This is a genomic window from Sphingobium sp. SG1, assembly GCF_057063145.1.
Genome location: NZ_JBVVOJ010000006.1, coordinates 196717 through 216812, shown reverse-complemented (window position 1 = coordinate 216812; position 20096 = coordinate 196717). Strand labels below are relative to the sequence as shown.

General features: G+C 65.4%; 22 protein-coding genes. 10 read left to right on the top strand and 12 right to left on the bottom strand.

Translation table 11 applies throughout. The annotated features are described in order from the left end of the window. Window positions 1-6: 6 nt before the first annotated feature. The 5 genes from ruvC to AC0KVN_RS15445 all read right to left on the bottom strand — a co-directional run bounded on the left by ruvC (window position 7) and on the right by AC0KVN_RS15445 (window position 2591). A complete protein-coding gene (ruvC, locus tag AC0KVN_RS15465) occupies window positions 7-498 on the bottom strand; it encodes a crossover junction endodeoxyribonuclease RuvC (protein ID WP_004210168.1) in 492 nt (163 codons plus the stop codon). Window positions 499-582: 84 nt separating this feature from the next. Next, window positions 583-1326, bottom strand: a complete 744-nt coding sequence (locus tag AC0KVN_RS15460; RefSeq protein WP_004210169.1) for a YebC/PmpR family DNA-binding transcriptional regulator — start codon at window positions 1324-1326, stop codon at window positions 583-585. 94 nt (window positions 1327-1420) lie between these two features. Further along, complete coding sequence (locus tag AC0KVN_RS15455) at window positions 1421-1747, bottom strand: heavy metal-binding domain-containing protein (protein WP_004210170.1); 327 nt, start codon at window positions 1745-1747, stop codon at window positions 1421-1423. A gap of 123 nt (window positions 1748-1870) precedes the next feature. Further along, complete coding sequence (locus AC0KVN_RS15450) at window positions 1871-2113, bottom strand: DUF2312 domain-containing protein (RefSeq protein ID WP_004210171.1); 243 nt, start codon at window positions 2111-2113, stop codon at window positions 1871-1873. Window positions 2114-2291: 178 nt separating this feature from the next. Continuing rightward, entirely contained in the window at window positions 2292-2591 is a 300-nt protein-coding gene (locus AC0KVN_RS15445; protein WP_004210173.1) for a DUF1244 domain-containing protein, read from the bottom strand. A gap of 104 nt (window positions 2592-2695) precedes the next feature. Here AC0KVN_RS15445 and pyk point away from each other — a divergent pair, with 104 nt between their 5' ends. Further along, a complete protein-coding gene (pyk, locus tag AC0KVN_RS15440) occupies window positions 2696-4168 on the top strand; it encodes a pyruvate kinase (RefSeq protein ID WP_080726918.1) in 1473 nt (490 codons plus the stop codon). Between the two features lie 184 nt (window positions 4169-4352). On the opposite strand, the gene ykgO is transcribed toward pyk, so the two are convergent. Further along, window positions 4353-4478 (bottom strand): type B 50S ribosomal protein L36, encoded by a 126-nt coding sequence (ykgO, locus tag AC0KVN_RS15435; RefSeq protein ID WP_004210176.1) that lies wholly within the window; start codon window positions 4476-4478, stop codon window positions 4353-4355. A 196-nt stretch (window positions 4479-4674) separates the two neighbouring features. Here ykgO and AC0KVN_RS15430 point away from each other — a divergent pair, with 196 nt between their 5' ends. From AC0KVN_RS15430 to AC0KVN_RS15420, 3 genes are read left to right on the top strand one after another with little or no spacing between them, the layout of a single operon-like run. Then, window positions 4675-5265 (top strand): DUF4136 domain-containing protein, encoded by a 591-nt coding sequence (locus AC0KVN_RS15430; protein WP_435567208.1) that lies wholly within the window; start codon window positions 4675-4677, stop codon window positions 5263-5265. Beyond that, window positions 5262-6392, top strand: a complete 1131-nt coding sequence (locus AC0KVN_RS15425) for a M14 family metallopeptidase (protein ID WP_017499327.1) — start codon at window positions 5262-5264, stop codon at window positions 6390-6392. The genes AC0KVN_RS15430 and AC0KVN_RS15425 overlap by 4 nt, the downstream gene beginning before the upstream one ends. Before the next feature lie 39 nt (window positions 6393-6431). Beyond that, a complete protein-coding gene (locus AC0KVN_RS15420) occupies window positions 6432-7796 on the top strand; it encodes an amidase (RefSeq protein WP_435567207.1) in 1365 nt (454 codons plus the stop codon). Here the strand turns inward: AC0KVN_RS15420 and AC0KVN_RS15415 are convergent. Genes AC0KVN_RS15415 through AC0KVN_RS15405 form a run of 3 tightly spaced genes read right to left on the bottom strand, consistent with a single transcriptional unit; the run spans window position 7793 to window position 10873 of the window. Then, window positions 7793-8512, bottom strand: coding sequence for a dienelactone hydrolase family protein (locus AC0KVN_RS15415; RefSeq protein WP_435567206.1), 720 nt, complete (start codon window positions 8510-8512; stop codon window positions 7793-7795). The two genes, AC0KVN_RS15420 and AC0KVN_RS15415, sit on opposite strands and share 4 nt — an antisense overlap. Window positions 8513-8542: 30 nt before the next feature. After that, a complete protein-coding gene (locus AC0KVN_RS15410; protein WP_004210185.1) occupies window positions 8543-9541 on the bottom strand; it encodes a 50S ribosomal protein L11 methyltransferase in 999 nt (332 codons plus the stop codon). A 39-nt stretch (window positions 9542-9580) separates the two neighbouring features. Beyond that, window positions 9581-10873: a methyl-accepting chemotaxis protein gene (locus AC0KVN_RS15405; protein ID WP_010339301.1), complete on the bottom strand. Its 1293-nt coding sequence runs from the start codon at window positions 10871-10873 to the stop codon at window positions 9581-9583. 274 nt (window positions 10874-11147) lie between these two features. Between AC0KVN_RS15405 and sdhC the strand changes: the two genes are divergently transcribed. From sdhC to AC0KVN_RS15385, 4 genes are all read left to right on the top strand, one after another. Next, the gene (sdhC, locus tag AC0KVN_RS15400; RefSeq protein WP_004210189.1) at window positions 11148-11480 is read left to right on the top strand and encodes a succinate dehydrogenase, cytochrome b556 subunit; all 333 of its coding nucleotides are present in this window, start codon (window positions 11148-11150) and stop codon (window positions 11478-11480) included. After that, on the top strand, window positions 11480-11869 hold the full coding sequence (gene sdhD, locus AC0KVN_RS15395) for a succinate dehydrogenase, hydrophobic membrane anchor protein (RefSeq protein ID WP_004210192.1): 390 nt from the start codon (window positions 11480-11482) through the stop codon (window positions 11867-11869). Before sdhC ends, sdhD begins: the two co-directional genes overlap by 1 nt. After that, complete coding sequence (gene sdhA, locus AC0KVN_RS15390) at window positions 11869-13683, top strand: succinate dehydrogenase flavoprotein subunit (RefSeq protein WP_010339302.1); 1815 nt, start codon at window positions 11869-11871, stop codon at window positions 13681-13683. The genes sdhD and sdhA overlap by 1 nt, the downstream gene beginning before the upstream one ends. Window positions 13684-13807: 124 nt before the next feature. After that, window positions 13808-14434, top strand: coding sequence for a hypothetical protein (locus AC0KVN_RS15385; RefSeq protein ID WP_435567205.1), 627 nt, complete (start codon window positions 13808-13810; stop codon window positions 14432-14434). A 9-nt stretch (window positions 14435-14443) separates the two neighbouring features. Here AC0KVN_RS15385 and AC0KVN_RS15380 read toward each other — a convergent pair whose 3' ends face one another. Both AC0KVN_RS15380 and AC0KVN_RS15375 read right to left on the bottom strand, forming a co-directional pair. Then, window positions 14444-14908 (bottom strand): hypothetical protein, encoded by a 465-nt coding sequence (locus AC0KVN_RS15380; RefSeq protein WP_004210198.1) that lies wholly within the window; start codon window positions 14906-14908, stop codon window positions 14444-14446. After that, window positions 14905-15390 carry a copper chaperone PCu(A)C gene (locus tag AC0KVN_RS15375; RefSeq protein WP_435567204.1) on the bottom strand — a complete coding sequence of 162 codons (486 nt, stop codon included), beginning with the start codon at window positions 15388-15390 and terminating at the stop codon, window positions 14905-14907. Before AC0KVN_RS15375 ends, AC0KVN_RS15380 begins: the two co-directional genes overlap by 4 nt. Before the next feature lie 177 nt (window positions 15391-15567). Here AC0KVN_RS15375 and dnaK point away from each other — a divergent pair, with 177 nt between their 5' ends. Beyond that, window positions 15568-17466, top strand: a complete 1899-nt coding sequence (gene dnaK, locus AC0KVN_RS15370) for a molecular chaperone DnaK (protein WP_004210200.1) — start codon at window positions 15568-15570, stop codon at window positions 17464-17466. Between the two features lie 103 nt (window positions 17467-17569). Then, entirely contained in the window at window positions 17570-18709 is a 1140-nt protein-coding gene (dnaJ, locus tag AC0KVN_RS15365; protein ID WP_069336877.1) for a molecular chaperone DnaJ, read from the top strand. An 18-nt stretch (window positions 18710-18727) separates the two neighbouring features. On the opposite strand, the gene AC0KVN_RS15360 is transcribed toward dnaJ, so the two are convergent. Beyond that, window positions 18728-20026, bottom strand: a complete 1299-nt coding sequence (locus AC0KVN_RS15360) for an APC family permease (protein WP_435567203.1) — start codon at window positions 20024-20026, stop codon at window positions 18728-18730. Window positions 20027-20096: the final 70 nt, after the last annotated feature.

Below are 20096 nucleotides of genomic sequence, written 5' to 3'. Positions count from 1 at the left end.
GGCAGGTCAGCGCGCGGGCATTCGCCGGGCGCTCGCCAGATGATGGGCATGGGTGATCGCAACCGCAAGGGCATCGGCTGCGTCCGACCCGACGATCTTGGCGCCGGGCAGCAGCCGCTGGACCATGGCATGGACCTGGTCCTTCGACGCGTTGCCGACGCCGACGACCGATTTCTTGACGAGGCGGGCGGCATATTCGCCCACTTCCATGCCGGAACGGGCCGCATTCAGCAGGATGACGCCGCGCGCCTGGCCCAGCTTCAGCGTCGATTGCGGGTTTACGTTGACGAACACCTCCTCGACCGCGGCGCCATCGGGCCGATGTTCGAGGATCAGGTCGGTCAGCGCCAGGTCGAGGGCCATCAGCCGCGTCGCCAGCGACATCGCGCTGTCGGTCTTGATCTGGCCGTTGCCGACATGGGTCAGGCGATTGCCGTCGGCGGCAATCAGGCCCCAGCCGGTGGTGCCGAGGCCGGGGTCGAGGCCAAGTATGATCATGGGTGCAGGATCGTCCGCGTCGGGCAAGACCGGCGCGCATCGGCGCTGCGCGATCTCGCCCGAAGCGAACGGGTGCCGGGCATCTTAGCCCAGCTTCTCCATCACGGCGTCGGAGACTTCATAATTGCCCCAGACGGTCTGGACGTCATCATCATCTTCCAGCGTGTCGACCAGCTTCAGCAGCGTTGCGGCATTGGCTTCGTCGACTTCCAGCGTGGTCTGCGGCTTCCAGGCGAGCTTGGCGCCCTCTGCCGGGCCCAGCTTGGCTTCCAGCGCCTTGGCGACTTCGTGCAGCGCGTCCATCGCGGTCCAGATCTCATGCTCGTCTTCGTTCGACGAGACATCGTCCGCACCCGCTTCCAGCGCGGCTTCGAAGACGGCGTCGGCATCGCCGGCGCTGGCGGGATAGGTGATGAGGCCCAGGCGGTCGAAGCCATGGCTCACCGCGCCCGATGCGCCGAGGTTGCCGCCATTCTTGGCGAAGGCGGTGCGGACATTGGTCGCGGTGCGATTGCGATTGTCGGTCAGTGCCTCGACGATGATGGCGACGCCGCCGGGGCCATAGCCCTCATAGCGGATTTCCTCGTAATTCTCCATGTCGCCGCCGATCGCCTTGTCGATCGCGCGCTGGATATTGTCCTTGGGCATCGACTGGGCCTTGGCGGCGTTGACCGCCAGGCGCAGGCGCGGGTTCATGTCCGGATCGGGCATGCCCATCTTGGCCGCGACGGTGATTTCGCGCGACAGCTTGGAGAACATCGACGAGCGCTTCTTGTCCTGCGCACCCTTGCGATGCATGATGTTCTTGAATTTGGAATGGCCGGCCACGGCCTTCTCCTGACATTTTCTGTGAAACCGAAGCGCGCTCTCTAGCGAGCGCGTCGCCATCCTGCAACGCTAGAGGATAGCGGGGGTGGCGCGATCAGTAGCGGATCGCGGTGCCCGAGGCGGAGACCATCAGCATCGATCCATTGGCGCCGATCACTTCATAGTCGAGGTCGACGCCGACGACGGCATTGGCGCCGAGCTTGCGGGCATTGCCCTGCATCTCCTCGATCGCTTCGCTGCGGGCGCGTTGCAGCACATCCTCATAGGCGCCCGATCGGCCGCCCACGATGTCGCGCACACTGGCGAACAGGTCGCGAAAGAGGTTGGCGCCGACGATCACTTCGCCGGTGACGATGCCCAGATAATCCTGGGCGGGACGGCCTTCCAGGCGGCTGGTGGTGCTGACGATGATGTCGGTCATAAGGGGCGTCCTCTCATTTTGGTGGCGCCCCTGGCGCGAGGGGGCTGGACCAGATGTAGGTCGACAGCACCCCTCGGCAAGGTCCGGTGGCTTGCACCGGTCGGGAATAAGGTGTGGACCGCCTTATTCCATGCCCAGCGCGGACAGGTAGGTCTGCAGGATCGCTTCCATTTCCTGGCGGTCATGCGGCTGCATCTTACGCAGGCGGATGATCTGGCGCATGATCTTGGGGTCGTAACCGGTCGCCTTGGCTTCCAGATAGACGTCCTTGATGTCGTCGCCGATGCCCTTCTTTTCTTCTTCCAGGCGCTCGATGCGCTCGATCAGAAGGCGCAGCTGGTCGGCTGCGATATTGCCCTCGCTCATGGGAATCTCCGTGTCAGTGTGAATCGGTTGGCGGATGCTCCTAGAGCCTGATCGGTTGAGGTGGAAGCGCTTTGCGCTTCCGCCGATACCGTGAATCAGGCTCTAATTGAGAAATGCCGGGTTGCGAAATGCACTCCAGGCTGATCCGGCAGGGTCGCCCGAAGCCTAATGCCAAAGCTTAGTGGTTGTCCGCGTTCTTCGCCACACTCTCCTGCATCTTTGCGATCTGCTCGGGCGTCGCTTCGTTCTGATGGCGGGCCTTCCATTCGGCAAAGGGCATGCCGTGGACGATTGCACGGGCCTCGTCGCGGGTCAGATGGCCGTCGGCCTCTGCAATCCAGTCGGCCAGGCAGTTGCGGCAGAAGCCGGCCGTGCCCATCAGGTCGATATTCTGCACGTCGGTCCGATGCTGCAAATGCGCGATCAGCCGACGGAAGGCGGTTGCAGCGACGGCGTCACTGAGTATGGTAGCGGACACAGGCGGAACCTTTCGCTTAATCTACATCATCCTGTCGTGCAGCACGGATAATCGATAACGACGCCCTGGCAAGCCAGAGGCGATCAATACGGCCAGGAGAAGACATGACACGACTATCGCCCCGCTCGCGCAAGGTTCGCATTCTCGCGACCCTCGGTCCCGCCAGCGAGAGCGCAGAGATGATCCGCGCATTGTTTGTCGCGGGTGCCGACGCCTTTCGAGTCAATATGAGCCATGGCGCGCATGAGGATCATGCCGCCCGCATCGCCACGATCCGCGAGCTGGAAAAGGAATTTTCCCGGCCAACCACGATTCTGGCCGACCTTCAGGGCCCCAAGCTGCGCGTGGGCACGTTCGAGAAGGGGCTGGTGGTGTTGGAAACCGGCGCGGCCTTCGTCCTCGATCGGGACGACACGCCGGGCACCGTCGAGCGCGTGAACCTGCCACACCCCGAAATCTACGCCGCGCTGGTCCCCGAGACCCGGCTGCTGCTGGATGACGGCAAGCTGGTGCTGCGGGTGAAGGCAGTCACGGACACGCGAATCGACACCATCGTCGAAATCGGCGGCACCCTGTCGAACCGCAAGGGCGTGAATGTGCCTGACGTGGTCGTGCCGGTGCCGGCGCTGACCGACAAGGATCGCCGAGACCTCAGCTTCGCGGTCGATCAGGGCTGCGACTGGATCGCCCTGAGCTTCGTCCAGCGGCCCGAGGATCTGGCCGAGGCGCGCAAGCTGATGGGTGGCCATGGCGCTCTGATGGCCAAGATCGAGAAGCCTTCGGCCGTGCAGCGGCTGGAGGAGATTATCGAGATGGCCGACGGCGTGATGGTCGCGCGTGGCGATCTGGGCGTGGAACTGCCGCCGCAGGCGGTGCCGCCGCTGCAGAAGCAGATCGTCGCGACAGCGCGCCGCATGGGCCGTCCGGTGGTGGTTGCGACCCAGATGCTCGAATCGATGATCAAGGCGCCGACCCCGACCCGCGCCGAAGTGTCGGACGTGGCCACTGCGGTCTATGACGGCGCTGACGCGATCATGTTGTCGGCTGAGACCGCGGCGGGCGACTGGCCGGTCGAGGCAGTGTCGATGATGGACAGCATAGCCCATAGCGTGGAGCGCGATCCGGGCTATTTCGCCCGTCTGCACTTCACCGAAACGCGGCCCGACCCGACCACCGCCGACGCCCTGGCGGAGGCTGCCGCCGGCATCGTGCCGGTCGTCGGCGCCAGCGTCATCACCTGCTTCACCTCATCGGGCAGCACCGTGCGCCGCGTGGCGCGCGAGCGGCCGTCTGCACCGATCCTGGCGCTGACGCCGCGATCCGATACCGCGCGCAAGCTGGGCCTGACCTGGGGCGTCCATGCGATCCGCACCAAGGATATCGGCAATTTCGAGGAAATGATCGGCAAGGCGCGCCGCATGGCGTTGCGCCACGACATGAGCGCCAAGGGCGGCAAGATCGTGGTGCTGGCCGGCGTGCCCTTCGGCACGCCCGGTTCGACCAATGTGCTGCATGTGGCGACCGTGCGCGGCGACGAGCTGAAGGGGCGCGACGAGACACCCAGCCTGCCGGCCTGACGGCTTTGGCATGATCGATTCGGCGCGGCCGCCCCATTCGGGCGGCCGCGCTTTTTTTCATGGCCGCGAATCGATTCGCGCGAAAATGCCGCGCCAACACGTTGAGCGCCCGATCCATGGGATCGGGCGCTCAATAAGACCTTTGGAAGGTCCGGAGGATCGGCGAGCCGATCCGTCCGCGCTTTTAGCCCTGGCGGGCCTTGAAGCGACGGTTGGTCTTGTTGATGACGTAGGTCCGGCCACGACGACGGATCACGCGGTTGTCCCGGTGGCGGCCCTTGAGCGACTTGAGCGAGTTGCGGATCTTCATTGTCAGCCTTCTGGAATCATGTCTGATTGGAAAAATCGAAGCGCAGCCCCTATGGGGGAGGCGGCCGAAAGTCAAGCGCAGGCCACCGCCTTTTGCCACCGTTCATCCTGCATGCAGCCAAGTCATGGCTTCACCCGTTGGAAGGGAATGCTATGTCGGCGGCGTGTTGGACATAGTCCCGTTGGAGTGCAATCGCATGTTGAAACAGACCATCCTCTCCTCCTGCCTTGCCCTGTCGCTCGCCGCCTGCGCGACGGTGCCGTCGGTGGAGGTGACGCGATTCCACAATGGCAGCCCGGCACGGGCCGGATCGATCGCGGTGCAGGAAATCCCCGGCAATCCGGACGTTGGCCTGGAATTTCGCACCTATGCCGGGGCGGTGAGCCAGGAGCTGCAGCGCGTCGGCTTCACCAATGCGGGCGATGCCGGCAGCGACTATGTCGCGCTGGTCGGCTTCCGCCGCAGCTTCCGCCCGACCGGCACCGCGCGCAATGACAAGCCGGTCAGCGTCGGCGTTGGCGGGGCGCTGGGCAGTGGCGGCTATTCCGGCCTGGGGCTGGGCGTCGGCATCAACCTGTCGGGCAAGCCCAAGGATATCGTCTCTACCGAATTGCAGATCCAGATTCGCCGTCGCAGCGATCAGGCCGCCATCTGGGAAGGTCGCGCCTCGACCGAATCGCGTGAAGGCACGCCCGAGTCGCAGCCGCGCGCCGTCGCGCAAAAGCTCGCTGCCGCCCTCCTCGGGGGCTATCCGGGCGAATCCGGGCGCACTATAACGGTCAAATGACCATCTCCATTTCGAGCGCCTTCGACAGCGGCAACATCCGCGTTCTTTCCATCACCGACAGTCCAGAGGGCGTCCGCGCCGAGCTGGAAATCGTCAAGGACAAGGACAGCGACTTCTATCAATGGTTCCATTTCCGTCTGGCGGGCGCCGCCGGACGCGAAGTGGAACTGGCGATCGTGAACTGCGCGGGCTCGGCCTATCCCGACGGCTGGCCGGGCTACAAGGCGCGGATGAGCGAGGATCGCGAGAATTGGCTTCAGGCCGATACCGACTATGCAGACGGCACGCTGACGATCCGCCTCTCGCCCGACAGCAATGCCGTCTGGCTTGCCTATTTCGCGCCCTATTCGATGGAGCGCCATCATGATCTGGTCGCCTGGGCCGCATGCCAGCCGGGCGTCGAGCATCGCGAACTCGGCCTGACGCTGGACGGCCAGCCGCTCGACATGCTGAGCGTCGGCGAAGGCCCCAAGAATGTCTGGCTCTATGCCCGCCAGCATCCGGGCGAAAGCATGGCCGAGTGGTGGATGGAAGGCGCGCTGGAGCGCCTGACCGACGACGAGGACGCGGTGGCGCGCTATCTGCGTCAGAAGGCGACCTTCCACATCGTCCCCAACATGAATCCGGACGGCAGCCGGCGCGGTCATCTGCGCACCAATGCGGCGGGCATCAATCTCAACCGCGAATGGCATGAGCCGTCGATGGACAAGAGCCCGGAAGTCTATCTGGTCCGTGCCGCGATGGACGAGACCGGCGTCGATTTCGCCATGGACGTGCATGGCGATGAGGCGATCCCGGCGGTGTTCCTGGCAGGCTTTGAGGGCATTCCCTCGATCACCGACCGGCAACTCTCGCTCTATCATCGCTATCGCGACACGCTGGCGGCCCGGACGCCCGATTTCCAGACCCGCCTCGGCTATCCGGTGGCAGGCGGCGGCAAGGCCAATCTCGCCATGTCGACCAATCAGCTGGCCGAACGCTTCGGCGCGGTCGCGATGACGCTGGAAATGCCGTTCAAGGATAATGACGATCTGCCCGACGCCGATTTCGGCTGGTCGCCGGCCCGTTCGGCGCAACTGGGCAAGGATTGCCTGGCGGTGCTGGCGGAGATGATCGAGGATATCTGACCGGGCTGATCGGGGGGGCAATAGATGGAGCATGGCGGCGTGACGCGACGGACGATCCTGCACGGCGCCGGTGGCGCCATGGCGCTCGGCACCGTCGGCGCGCCGGCCATCGCCAAATCCCGCCCGTCGCGCGAGCGTCTGGAAGCAGCGCTCGCGCGCATCGCCGACCCGGCGGGGGAGGGCAGGCGCACCTACCTCACCCTCTATGCGGACAGCGCGCGGGCGGCGGCGGACGCGGCCGATGCCCGCGCCGCTTCGCCGCTCTCGCCGATCGACGGCGCGATCGTCAGCATCAAGGATCTGTTCGATGTCGCGGGCGAACCGACCCGCGCCGGTTCGCTGATCCTGGCCGATGCGCCGCCCGCCACCGTCGATGCGCCGGTCGTTGCCCGGCTGAAGCAGGCCGGCGCGGTGATCGTCGGCAAGACCAACATGGTCGAATTCGCCTTTTCCGGCGTCGGCGCCAATCCCCATTATGGCACGCCGGGCAATCCGGCCGACCGGACCCGCGTGCCCGGCGGATCGACCAGCGGCGGCGGCGTCGCGGTGGCCGATCAGATGTGCGAGATCGCGATCGGCACCGATACCGGCGGTTCCTGCCGCATTCCCGCCGCGCTGTGCGGTGTCGTCGGCTACAAGCCGACCAAGGCGCGGGTGCCGACCGATGGCGCCTTTCCGCTGTCGCCCACGCTCGATTCGATCGGGCCGATCGCGACCAGTGTCGACGCCTGTTTCCGCACCGATGCGATCTTGGCGGGCGAGGCGCCCCGCCGGCTCGACCTCGCGCCGCTCAAGGGGTTGCGCGCCGGCATTCCCCAGGGCCTGCCGCTGGCCGATCTGGACGCGACCGTCGCGGCCCGGTTCGCCGATGCGCTGGCGCGGCTGGGCAAGGCGGGCTTGACGCTCAGCGACGAAGTCTTCCCGCAATTCGACGCGATGCAGGCGCTCCAGTCGCCGGTGCCGATCGCCTCGGTCGAGGCCTATGCCATTCATCGCGATCGAATCGCGACCCGCGCGCAGGATTTCGATCCGATCGTGCTGGCGCGGATGCAGGCGGGCTGTGACGTGACGCCCGAACGCCACCGGCAGATGCTGGTGGAGCGCGCCGCGCTGGTGCGGTCGATGGACGCGCGCCTGACCGGACTGGACGTCCTCGTCCTGCCGACCACGCCGATCGTCGCGCCGACCAAAGCCGAGGTGGCGAATGTCGACGCCTTCGTCGCCCGCAACCGGCTGCTGCTGCGCAACACCGGCCTCGGCAACAGCTTCGACCTGTGCGCCATTTCCCTGCCGCTGCCGCGCGAGGGCGGCCTGCCGGTCGGCCTGATGCTGATGGCGCGGGCCGGGCAGGACCAGCGCCTGTTCGCGATCGCGGCAGCGGTGGAAAAGCTGCTGGCGGTTTAGCCGAACAGTTCCTCCAGGAAATTCACCATCGCGCGGAAGCTGCGCCGGTCGGCGTCGGGGCTGTAGGCCAGCCCCTTTTCGGGCATATGGACGCTTTCGTCGGTGAAGGCGTGGCCGGTATGGCCATAGGCATGAATCTGCCAGTCGCAGCCCGCCTCGGTCAGCTCCTTCGCCAGGCCGATGGTCGCCTCGGGCGGCGCGATCGGGTCTTCCCAGCCATGGCAGACCAGCAGCTTGGCGGTGATCGTGGCGTTGGGGAAGGGCGGTGCCTCATAGACCCCGTGGAAGCTGACGCCGCCGGCAATGTCGGCGCCCGCGCGGGCCAGGTCGAGCACGCATTTGCCGCCGAAGCAGAAGCCGATCGCGGCCGTGCGGGCAGCATCGACCGCCGGCATATCCTTGAGCAGCGCGTGGCCGCTCAGCATCCGGTCACGAAGCAGCGCGCGGTCGGCGTTGAGTTCGTTCATGTAGCGCCCGGCATCGGGATCCTCGCGGGTGGTGCGCTTGCCCTGCCCAAAGACGTCGGCGACCAGCACCGCATAGCCCAGCGCCGCGACCTTTTCCGCATAGAGGAAGTCGGCTTCCTTGGTGCCCAGGACATTGGGCACCAGCAGGATGCCCGGCACCGGGCCGGCGGCGGCATCGTCGACCACGGCGACGCTTTCGAACGGGCCGCCCGGACCGTCATGGATGATCGTCTGACGGGTGAGGACCATGAAAGCGTCTCCTGTGGATAAGTCGAAAAGTCAGATGCTGCCGAAGCCGGGGGCTTCGCCACGCGCGGCGGCATTGATGCGGCGGGGGCGCTTCCAGCCGATCTGCGGGCGCTTGCGCAGGCGCAAAGTCGGCCAATGGCCGCGATCGCTGCGTTCGGCGAGGCGCATGCCCTGCGCGCGATAGGCGGCGATCACCGCATCGGCCTGTTCGTTGAGCAGACCGGCGAGCACGATCGTGCCGCCATCCTCCACCAATGCGCAAAGCGAGGGCGCCAGTTCGATCAGCGGCCCGGCCAATATGTTGGCGATCAGCAGGTCATAGGGCGCGCGCCCGACCAGCGCGGGATGATCCACGCCAGCGGCGGTGCAAAGCGCCAACTGGCCGGCGCCTCCACCCAGGGCAATGCCGTTCGCCACGGCATTTTCCCGGCTGATGTCGACCGCTACCGGATCGATGTCCGATGCGATCGCATGGGCGCGCGGCCACAATGTCATCGCGGCAAAGGCGAGCAGGCCGGTGCCGGTGCCGATATCGGCGACATTGCGGAAGCGCATGCCGACGCTGCGCATCCGGTCGATCATCGCCAGGCAGCCGGCGGTGGTCTCATGCTGGCCGGTGCCAAAGGCGCGACTCGCCTCGATCAGGAAATTGACATGGCCGGGCTGTTCGGGGTCGCTGGCGACATTGCGCACATGGAATCGGCCGGCGGTGACGGGCTCCAGCCCCTGCTGGCTCATCGTCACCCAATCCTCATCGGGCAGCGCCTCGACCTGCGGCTTGATGCCCGATGCGCTGGGCACCAGGGTCTTGAGCAGCTTGATCGCCGCCGGGCTCGGCTTGCCTTCGAAATAGGCGTCGAGCTGCCACTTATTCTCGTCGTCCGGCTCCGCCTCGCTGGTCATCAGCACCGGTGGATGCTCCATCAGGGCGAAGGCGGCGATGTCCCCGTCCAGCGCCTCCGCTTCGGCGCGGGTGCAGGGCAGGGTGACTTTCCAGCTCTGGGCGGCTGGCGCAGCGACATCATTCATGCCGCCGCCTTTAGACCAGCGGCAGCGGCAGGAAAAGGGTCAGGCGACCTGGCGGCCGAAGTCGCTGGAGGCATGCCGCAGGCTGGACAGCTTGCCCTCGACACTCATGAAGCCGCGTTCCAGCTGGTCGATTTCCGATGCGACCACTTCGGTGTCCTGGCGGATCGCCGAAATGGTGGTCGACATCGAGTCGGCGGCAAGCGCGGTCTCGTCGACGGCGGCGGTGATCATCGTCACGGTCTGGGCCTGCGCGTCCATGGCGTGGCGGATGCGCTGGGCACTGGCCTGTACTTCGCCGACGGTGTCGCGGATACGCTCGTTGGTCTCCACCGACTGGCGGGTCGATGCCTGGATGGCGGCGATCTTGCCGGCAATCTCGTCGGTGGCGCGGGCGGTCTGGTTGGCCAGGCTCTTCACTTCCTGCGCCACCACGGCAAAGCCGCGACCGGCGTCACCGGCACGGGCGGCCTCAATCGTGGCATTGAGCGCCAGCAGGTTGGTCTGGCCGGCAATGTCGCGGATCAAGCCCAGGATCGATTCGATCGACTTGGCATGGTCCGACAGGGTGGCCGACATGGAAACGGCGTCGCCCGATTGCGACGCGGCGCGCTGTGCCACTTCGGCGGCGCTTTCCACTTCGGTGCGGGCGTCCTCGATGGCGCGGATCAGGCCGGCCGAGGTGCGGGCGGCCTCGCGCATCGCAAGGGCGGATTGTTCGGCGGCGGCGGCGACTTCCGACGCCTTGCCCAGCATGCCGCGGGTCGCGGCAGAGGCATCCTTGGCCTGTTCGCGCAGCGATTCGCCCAGCTGCGACGCGCCGTCGATCTCGCCCATGATCCGCTGCTCGAACAGGACGCCGAACTGCTGGCGCGCATTGCGCTGGCTTTCGGCATCATCGATCGCGATCACATTGGCCATCAGCCCGGCATCGACCATGCCGACCTGCGCCATGATGTCGACCAGCCGGCGCCGGGTGGCGTCGTCGGCTGCGCGTTCCCAGATGATATCGGTCAGTTTCTCGTTGGCCGCGGCGACGGGCAGCAGCACGCCGCGCACGGAAATGCCGTGCTTGCGGGCGTGGCGGACGCAGGCGGTGGAGGACAGCGCCCAGTCGCCGGCGCTGTAATGGCGCAGCTTTTGGCGGACATATTCATGTGCGGCGGTCTCGATCTTCGCCAGCGTCGTGGGCTGCAACCGGTTTCGCAGGCCCGAACTGTCCATATAGGTGGAGAAGAAGGTGCGCGCGGCAATCACCGCATCATCGGCAACCAACTGCTCGATTTCGGCCATGCCACGGGCCAGATCACCGCGGGGGTCCACTTCGGCCAGCATCTGGGCGATGGCGTTCCTGGGCGTGGTGGCGGAAGTCATGGATTGCAGAACCCCAAATAGGTGTCAGGACGAACCAGGCGGTGATAGCGCCATTTGGTTAATCACTTCTTATTTGGGTGCGCGCATCGACATGGTCCGCGCGGCTTGCCCTTCGGCGTCTTCGCTCCTAAGGGGAGCGGACTCAAAGGACATAGCAGGGACCTGGGTAGACATGGCGCGAACCACAAGCCGGCCGCTCTCGCCGCATTTGACGATCTGGAAATGGGGGCCGGCAATGGCCGTCTCCATCATTCACCGCGTGACGGGCAATGGCCTGGCCACCGCTGGTGCTCTTGGCCTCATCTGGTGGCTGATGGCCGCCGCGACCGGCCCGGAAGCCTATGCCACCTTCGTCACCTGCGCGACCTCGCCGATCGGCTATCTGGTCATGGCGGGCCTGTCCTGGTTCTTCTTCCAGCACCTCTTCTCGGGTCTGCGTCACTTCGTGCTCGACATGGGTGCGGGCTATGATCTCAAGACCAGCAAGACCTGGTCGATCCTGACCTTCGTGCTGTCGACGATCGCCACCGCCGCCTTCTGGGCCGCGATCTGCCTGGGGAAATTCTGATGGGTACCGGAACCGGAATCGGCCGCGTCCGCGGTCTTGGCTCGGCCAAGCATGGCGCGCACCACTGGCTGGCACAGCGCTACACCGCCATCGGCAATCTGCTGCTGGTGCTGTGGCTGCTCTTCAGCCTGATCGCGCTGCCCGGCCTCGATTATGAGAGCGTGGTCAACTGGATCCACAATCCGCTGGTCGCCGTGCCGCTGATGCTGATGGTCGTCAGCATCTTCATGCATCTGCGTCTGGGCATGCAGGTCATGCTGGAGGACTATGTCCACGACAAGGGGCTGGCCTTCTTCTCGATGCTGCTGCTGAACTTCTATGCCTATGCCGGCGCTGCCGCGGGCGTCTTCGCGATCGCCAAGATCGCCTTCATCGGGGTCGTCAAGTAATGAGCGAAGCCTATAAGATCATCGACCATACCTACGACACCGTCGTCGTGGGTGCTGGCGGCTCGGGCCTGCGCGCCACCATGGGCAGCGCCGAGGCGGGTCTCAAGACCGCCTGCATCACCAAGCTGTTCCCGACCCGCAGCCACACCGTGGCGGCGCAGGGCGGCATCGCCGCCTCGCTCGGCAACAACAGCCCCGACCACTGGACCTGGCACATGTACGACACCGTCAAGGGGTCGGACTGGCTGGGTGACCAGGACGCGATCGAATATATGGTGCGTGAAGCACCGGCGGCCGTGATCGAGCTGGAACATGCCGGCGTGCCGTTCAGCCGCAACCAGGACGGCACCATCTATCAGCGTCCGTTCGGCGGCCACATGCAGAATATGGGCGCCGGCCCGCCGGTGCAGCGCACCTGCGCCGCCGCCGACCGTACCGGCCACGCCATGCTGCACGCTCTCTACCAGCAGAGCCTGAAGTATGACGCCGACTTCTACATCGAATATTTCGCCATCGACCTGATCATGGAAGATGGCCCGAACGGCAAGGAATGCCGCGGCGTCATCGCCATCTGCATGGAAGATGGCAGCATCCACCGCTTCCGCAGCCATGCCGTCGTGCTGGCGACCGGTGGCTATGGCCGCGCCTATTTCTCGGCCACTTCGGCCCATAGCTGCACCGGCGACGGCGGTGGCATGGTGCTACGCGCCGGCCTGCCGCTGCAGGATCTGGAATTCGTCCAGTTCCACCCGACCGGCATCTATGGCGCGGGCGTGCTGATCACCGAAGGCGCGCGCGGCGAAGGCGGCTACCTCACCAATTCCGAAGGCGAGCGTTTCATGGAACGCTATGCCCCGTCGGCGAAGGATCTGGCGTCGCGCGACGTCGTGTCGCGCTCGATGGCGATGGAAATGCGCGAGGGCCGGGGCGTCGGCGAGCACAAGGATCATATCTTCCTGCACCTCGACCATATCGACCCCAAGGTGCTGGCCGAGCGCCTGCCGGGCATCACCGAAAGCGGCAAGATCTTTGCCGGTGTCGACCTGACCCGCCAGCCGCTGCCGGTGACCCCGACGGTCCATTACAATATGGGCGGCATCCCCTGTAACTATCATGGCCAGGTGGTGACGAAGGTCGGCGACGATCCGGAAGTCGTGGTGCCGGGCCTGTTCGCGGTCGGCGAAGCGGCCTGCGTGTCGGTCCATGGCGCGAACCGCCTTGGCTCCAACTCGCTGATCGACCTTGTCGTGTTCGGCCGCGCAACCGGCCTGTTCCTCAAGGACAATCTCAAGCCCAACACCCCGCACAAGCCGCTGCCGGCCAATGCGGCCGATCTGGCGCTGTCGCGCCTCGATCACTACCGCAACGCCAACGGCACCACCTCGACGGCGGACATTCGCATGGACATGCAGCGCACCATGCAGAAGCATGCCGCCGTGTTCCGCGACAGCGAATTGCTGGCCGATGGCGTCGTCAAGATGCAGGCGGTCAACAAGCGCCTGCAGGACGTCAAGATCGCCGACCGTTCGCTGATCTGGAACACCGACCTGATCGAGACGCTGGAACTGGACAATCTCATGAGCCAGGCCATCTGCACGATGGAAGGCGCCGAGGCCCGCAAGGAATCGCGCGGCGCCCATGCGCATGAGGATTTCCCGAACCGCGACGACGAAAACTGGATGAAGCACACCATCAGCTGGTTCGAAGGCTGGGGTGGTTCGGGCGGCAAGGTGACGCTCGATTATCGTCCGGTCCACGATTACACGATGACCGACGAGGCCGAGTATATCAAGCCGAAGGCGCGCGTATATTAAGCCTCTGGCATCATGCCGGAAATGTGAAGAGGGCGGGCCATCTGGTCCGCCCTTTTTCTTTGCCCATTGCCAGCGCGCGATCAGGCTCTAGCTTGGGTGCCGATCGATCAAGGAGGTGCCGGCGATGCGGAAACCTGTTGGACGTCAGGGGATGATCCTGCTGCCCTTGCTGCTGACGGCGGCGGCTCCCCCTAAAGATGTGGACGCGGTGCTCGCGCTGACGCGGACAACGAAAGCGACATATGCGGTCTGCACCTGGAATGTGGTGACGCCCAGCGAGGAAGTGCAACTGAAGGAATGGGCGGCCGAATATCATCAGGGCGACCGTCACCGGGTCGAAACCCCGCGCGACCGGATTATCGCCAATTGCGCTACCGGGGAGGCGCAGCATCTCGACGTGCGCACTGGTGAAGTGTCAACTTCGCCGTCACTCGCGGCCGCCGCCTGTGGCGTCGATGCCAACCGCAAGTTGGTCGCCAAGGAGTTTCTGGGGCGGGAGACCGGCGGTCGCTATGGCCCCGTATCCCGCATCGCGGTCGCCGATGACGGCAATCTGCGCACCTATGATGTGCTCGACGACGGCGCGATCATCGCGGCGACGATCCATGACGCCAATGACGACGCGACGGAGCGGCTGACCAGCGCGGTCCTCACCTACAGCCACAGTCTGCCCGAAGCCGATATCTTCTCAACCGCCTCGCTTAGCCGCAGCGTCGTCCCCGATGGCTGCCGCAGCGGCCATGGGGGGTGAGGGGAGCGATCAGGTCATGGCAAAAGGCAACAGCGCCCGATAAACGTCGATCCCCGGCTTGCCTTCCACCCGGCCACCCTGGCGCAGGATGAAGGCATGGCGGACGATTTCGGCCTGCTGCTCGATGCCATATCGGGCGAACGGCTTGCCCGGCTCGATCGCATAGTCATAGCGGCAGAAGGGGTGTCGCATCAGCGGCAGCCAATATTTGCCCGATCGCTGCGCCTGCCACACATGGGTCATCTCATGGATGAACAGGCCCTGCAGGCTGAGCGGGCTGGCGCAGAAATCGTCGCAGAAGAGGCCGCCTTCGGGATGAAACCACAGGTCGCCATCGGGCGCCATGGTCACGGCGCGCGGCTGGAAAGGCCACCATTTGCGGTTGTGGACGCGCACCCGGTCATAGGCGATCGCGTCACCGAACATCGTCCGGGCGAGCGCGGCCTCCTCAAATGTCAGCGGACGGCTGGTCAATGTGCCTTATGCTCTTCCGTCGCATTGCCCGCAGCAGGGGCCGCCGTCGCGCTGCCGTCGGGCTTGCGGATCACCGCGTCGACCAGCAACCGGTCGCCGTTCGACATCAGGAAGGTGAGTTGCATCTTGCCCCGGCTGATCGCGGTATCGTTGACGCCCCAGATCATCAGATGCTTGCCGCCCGGCGCGAAGGCCACCGTGCCCTTGGCCGGCACGTCGACGCTCTCGATCGGCTGCATCGACATCATGCCGTCCTTGCCGACGCTCTCATGCATCTCGACCTTGAGCGCATAGTCGGTCATCACTCCGCGCAACTGCACCCCGGCGTCGCCGCCATGGGCCACGAAATAGCCCGCCGACGGCGTATCCTTGTTGGGTGACAGCCGGACCCAGGCCTGGTCGACATAGCTCGGCGCAGGGTCGCCACAGCCGGCAAGGGCCAGCGGCGCGGCGAGGGCGATAAGGGCAAGGGGCGCACGCATGGATCAGGGCTCCGTGACTGTCTCGTTTCCGGTCAATGCCTGACTAATCGCGCCTGATCCTTGTGCCAAGCGAAAGCGCGCCTATATCCCTTGCGCAAACCGGCCTTGCCTTGGCGCTTACGTGAGGTATTGGGCCGTCAACCGCTGAATTTATTTTGGGGTTCAAAGAGGACACAAATGGCAAAAGTTATCGGTATCGACCTTGGCACCACCAACAGCTGTATCGCTGTGATGGACGGCGGTAAGCCCAAGGTGATCGAGAATGCGGAAGGTGCGCGCACCACGCCGTCGATCGTCGCCTTCGCCAAGGATGGCGAACGTCTGATCGGCCAGCCGGCCAAGCGCCAGGCTGTCACCAATCCGGACAACACGATTTTCGCGGTGAAGCGCCTGATCGGCCGCCGCTTCGACGATCCCATGACCAAGAAGGACATGGAACTCGTCCCCTATGACATCGCGAAGGGCCCGAATGGCGACGCCTGGGTCAAGGCCGGTGGCGAGGAATATAGCCCGTCGCAGATCAGCGCCTTCATTCTGCAGAAGATGAAGGAAACCGCCGAGAGCTATCTGGGCGAAACCGTGACGCAGGCGGTCATCACCGTTCCCGCCTACTTCAACGACGCCCAGCGTCAGGCGACCAAGGACGCCGGCCAGATCGCGGGCCTTGAAGTGCTGCGCATCATCAACGAGCCGACCGCGGCCGCGCTCGCCTATGGCCTCGACAAGCAGGACGGCAAGACCATCGCCGTCTATGACCTTGGCGGTGGCACCTTTGACATCTCGATCCTGGAGATCGGCGATGGCGTGTTCGAAGTGAAGTCGACCAACGGCGACACCTTCCTGGGTGGCGAAGATTTCGACGCCAAGCTGGTCGAATATCTGGCTGCCGACTTCAAGAAGGCGGAAAGCATCGACCTCACCAAGGACAAGCTGGCCCTCCAGCGTCTGAAGGAAGCCGCTGAAAAGGCGAAGATCGAGCTGTCCTCGGCCCAGTCGACCGAAGTCAACCTGCCCTTCATCACCGCGGACCAGAATGGTCCCAAGCATCTGGTGAAGACGATCACCCGCGCCGATCTGGAGCGTCTGGTCGCCGACCTCATCAAGCGCACGATGGAGCCCTGCAAGAAGGCTCTGGCTGACGCCGGCGTGACCGCCAGCGAGATCAGCGAAGTCGTTCTGGTCGGCGGCATGACCCGCATGCCCAAGGTGCGCGAAGCCGTGAAGGAATTCTTCGGCAAGGAACCGCACACCGGCGTGAACCCGGACGAAGTCGTCGCCATGGGCGCCGCCATTCAGGCCGGCGTGCTGCAGGGCGACGTCAAGGACGTGCTGCTGCTCGACGTGACCCCGCTGAGCCTCGGCATCGAGACGCTGGGTGGCGTGTTCACCCGCATGATCGACCGCAACACCACCATCCCTGCCAAGAAGTCGCAGGTCTATTCGACCGCCGACGACAATCAGCAGGCGGTGACCATCCGCGTGTTCCAGGGCGAGCGTGAAATGGCGGCGGACAACAAGCTGCTGGGTCAGTTCGACCTGGTCGGCATCCCGCCGGCGCCGCGCGGCGTGCCGCAGATCGAAGTCACCTTCGACATCGACGCCAACGGCCTGGTCAACGTGTCCGCCAAGGACAAGGGCACCGGCAAGGAACAGCAGATCCGCATCCAGGCCTCGGGCGGCCTCAGCGACTCCGACATCGACCAGATGGTCAAGGATGCCGAGCGCTTCGCCGAAGAGGACAAGAAGCGTCGTGAAGCGGCCGAAGCCAAGAACAACGCCGAAAGCCTGGTCCACACGACCGAGGCGCAGCTGGCCGAACATGGCGACAAGGTCGACGCCTCGCTGAAGGGTGAGATCGAAGCCGCGATTGCCGAAACCAAGTCGGCGATCGAAGGTGGCGATGCCGAAGCCATGAAGGCCAAGGCGCAGGAACTCGCGACCGTCGCGATGAAGCTGGGCCAGGCGATCTACGAGAAGGAGCAGGCTGCTGCAGCCTCGCCGGAGGCCGAAGCGCCGAAGGCCGATGACGGCGTCGTCGACGCCGAATTCTCCGAAGTGGACGACAACAAGGCGTAAGCCCCATGAAACGCTCCTCGACTTCGCTTCGGGCGGACAGGCTGGTTTCTGACCAGTGCATCCGTTCGGAGCGAGGCCGGGGACCGTGCGCGCCGAGGGCGAGATGACGACCGAAATCGACTATTACGAACTGCTCGAAGTAGAACGCACAGCCGACGGGGCCGCGATCAAGAGCGCCTATCGCAAGCTGGCGATGAAATATCACCCGGACAAGACCGGGGGCTGCACCGACAGCGAGGCCAAGTTCAAGGCCGTTTCCGAAGCCTATGACTGCCTGAAGGATCCGCAGAAGCGGGCGGCCTATGACCGGTTCGGTCATGCCGCATTCAAGCAGCAGCAACAGGGCGGCGGCGGTGGCGGATTCCACGGCGGCGCCGGTGGCTTTTCCGACCTTGGCGATATTTTCGAGACGATCTTTGGCCAGGCCGGCTTTGGCGGCGGTGGTGGCGGACGCCAGCAGCAGCGTCGCGGCGCTGACCTGCGCTATGATCTCGAAATCACGCTGGACGAAGCCTATCACGGCAAGAAGACCGAGATCCAGATCGAGGTGTCGGCCGCCTGCGATAGCTGCGAAGGTTCGGGCGCCCAGCCGGGCACCGGGGTCAAGACCTGCGGCACCTGCCATGGCCATGGCCAGGTGCGGGCACAGCAGGGCTTCTTCGTGGTCGAGCGGACCTGCCCCAGCTGTCATGGCGCGGGCCAGGTGATCGAAAGCCCCTGCAAATCCTGTCGCGGCGAAGGCCGGGTCGATCGGCCCAAGACGCTGTCGGTCAATATCCCGGCGGGCGTCGACGAAGGCACCCGCATTCGCCTGTCGGGCGAGGGCGAGGCCGGTGCGCGTGGCGCGCCGGCGGGCGATCTCTACATCTTCCTGCATGTGAAGCGGCACAGCATTTTCGAACGGGATGGCACCACGCTATTCTGTCGCGTGCCGGTCAGCATCACGACGGCGGCGCTGGGCGGGATGATCGAAGTGCCGGGCCTCGATGGCCAGCGGCATGAGATCAAGATCCCGAGCGGCATCCAGTCGGGCAAGCAGATCAAGCAGCGTGGCGCCGGCATGCCGGTGCTGAACGGTCGCGGTCAGGGCGATTTGGTCGTCCAGGTCGATGTCGAGACGCCGACCAAGCTGACGGCCAAGCAGCGCGAACTGCTCGAAGCCTTCCGCGAGACCGAGACCGGCGAGGAATGCCCGCAATCGAGCGGCTTCTTCGGCAAGCTCAAGGAATTGTGGGGGGACTGAACCTCCCCACTTGGCTGGTCAGGGCGTGGCGCTGGTGCGCCGCGCCCACCAGTAGAAGGGCAGGCCGCCCGCCATCAGCAGGAAGCTGGCGCCGCTGGGAACGAGGCCCGCACCCCATAAAGTCCAGCAGGCATAGGCGAGGCCGACCGCTGCGGCGGGTACGGCAATCCGCAGCCGCAGCGCGGCCAGCGCACAACCCACATAAAGCCACAGGGTCGCCGATGTCGCGAGCAGCGCCATGGCGGTGAACAAAGCGACCAGCCCCTGCAGGCTGTTGGCAATCAGCAGCAGGCTGGCAAGGATGCTCGACAATATCAGCCCGCGCACCGGCGTGCCGCGCGCATCCGTGCCCGCCAGCCAGGCCGGCAGTTCGCCCGCGCGCGCCATCGCCAGCGGCACTTCACCCTGCAACAGGGTCCAGCCATTGAGCGCGCCAAGGCAGCTGATGACGACGAAGGTCGCGATCAGGCTGGCGGGGCCGGCCGACCAATAATGGGTGACATAGGCGCCGAAGGGCGACCCGGTCTGGCTTTCCGCGCCGGGTAGGGTGAGGGCGATGCCGGAACAGACGAAGAGATAGAGCAGCCCCGTGACGGCCGTGCCGATCATCGTTGCGCGCGGGACGGTGCGGGCGGGATCCTTGACCTTGTCGGCGGCGACCGAGGCCGATTCAAAACCGAGCAGTGCCCACAGTGTCAGCGCGGCGGCGGCGGTGATGCCGCTGCCGGTAAAGCCCTGGGCCGGGAAGGGCACGATTTCCGCCGTGCCGCGCCCGATCGTCAACGCCAGCAGCACCAGCACGACCAGGATGGGCACGACCTTGATGATCGTCGTCACCAGTTGCGCCGTACCTGCTGCATGGGCGCCGCGTAGGTTGATCGCGGTGGTCAGCCAGATGAAGCCGATCGAGCAGAGCGCGCCCATGCCCGGCCGGTTCAGCACCGGCAACAGGCTGGACAGGTTGGCGGTGGCCGCGACCGCGATCGTCACATTGGTGATGATGATCGACAGCCAGTAGATCCAGCCGATCGCGAAGCCGGCCAACGGGCCATAGGCGCGCGCGCTCATCTGCGCGGCATTGGCATCGGGCATGGCGACGGTCAGCCGGGCGATCACGAAGGCCAGGATCAAGGAGCCGGCGATGGTGAACACCCAGGCGGCGACCGCATCCCAGCCGAAGGGGGCGAGCGCAGCGGGCAGCAGGAACACGCCCGATCCGATCATGTTGCCCATGACCAGCGCGATGCAGGCGGCCAGCCCCAGCGTCCGCACCGGGCGGTGGGGGATCACATCCTGTGCCGGCGGCGGGCTGTTCATCGCCCCTGTCTATCGGTGAAAAGGGTGCAGGGCCAGAGCGGATCGTTGCGCCTTCGTTCGGACTTGCATG

Bases quoted from the DNA above. Each gene is read 5' to 3' on its own strand.
- AC0KVN_RS15360 (WP_435567203.1), bottom strand. From the start codon at position 20,026: ATGAACAGCCCGCCGCCGGCACAGGATGTGATCCCCCACCGCCCGGTG.
- dnaK (WP_004210200.1), top strand. From the start codon at position 15,568: ATGGCAAAAGTTATCGGTATCGACCTTGGCACCACCAACAGCTGTATC.
- AC0KVN_RS15405 (WP_010339301.1), bottom strand. From the start codon at position 10,873: ATGCTGGCCGAAGTGGACCCCCGCGGTGATCTGGCCCGTGGCATGGCC.
- sdhA (WP_010339302.1), top strand. From the start codon at position 11,869: ATGAGCGAAGCCTATAAGATCATCGACCATACCTACGACACCGTCGTC.
- sdhC (WP_004210189.1), top strand. From the start codon at position 11,148: ATGGCCGTCTCCATCATTCACCGCGTGACGGGCAATGGCCTGGCCACC.
- AC0KVN_RS15410 (WP_004210185.1), bottom strand. From the start codon at position 9,541: ATGAATGATGTCGCTGCGCCAGCCGCCCAGAGCTGGAAAGTCACCCTG.
- AC0KVN_RS15425 (WP_017499327.1), top strand. From the start codon at position 5,262: ATGACCATCTCCATTTCGAGCGCCTTCGACAGCGGCAACATCCGCGTT.
- AC0KVN_RS15455 (WP_004210170.1), bottom strand. From the start codon at position 1,747: ATGACCGACATCATCGTCAGCACCACCAGCCGCCTGGAAGGCCGTCCC.
- dnaJ (WP_069336877.1), top strand. From the start codon at position 17,570: ATGACGACCGAAATCGACTATTACGAACTGCTCGAAGTAGAACGCACA.
- sdhD (WP_004210192.1), top strand. From the start codon at position 11,480: ATGGGTACCGGAACCGGAATCGGCCGCGTCCGCGGTCTTGGCTCGGCC.
- ruvC (WP_004210168.1), bottom strand. From the start codon at position 498: ATGATCATACTTGGCCTCGACCCCGGCCTCGGCACCACCGGCTGGGGC.
- AC0KVN_RS15385 (WP_435567205.1), top strand. From the start codon at position 13,808: ATGCGGAAACCTGTTGGACGTCAGGGGATGATCCTGCTGCCCTTGCTG.
- ykgO (WP_004210176.1), bottom strand. From the start codon at position 4,478: ATGAAGATCCGCAACTCGCTCAAGTCGCTCAAGGGCCGCCACCGGGAC.
- AC0KVN_RS15375 (WP_435567204.1), bottom strand. From the start codon at position 15,390: ATGCGTGCGCCCCTTGCCCTTATCGCCCTCGCCGCGCCGCTGGCCCTT.
- AC0KVN_RS15450 (WP_004210171.1), bottom strand. From the start codon at position 2,113: ATGAGCGAGGGCAATATCGCAGCCGACCAGCTGCGCCTTCTGATCGAG.
- AC0KVN_RS15415 (WP_435567206.1), bottom strand. From the start codon at position 8,512: ATGGTCCTCACCCGTCAGACGATCATCCATGACGGTCCGGGCGGCCCG.
- pyk (WP_080726918.1), top strand. From the start codon at position 2,696: ATGACACGACTATCGCCCCGCTCGCGCAAGGTTCGCATTCTCGCGACC.
- AC0KVN_RS15430 (WP_435567208.1), top strand. From the start codon at position 4,675: ATGTTGAAACAGACCATCCTCTCCTCCTGCCTTGCCCTGTCGCTCGCC.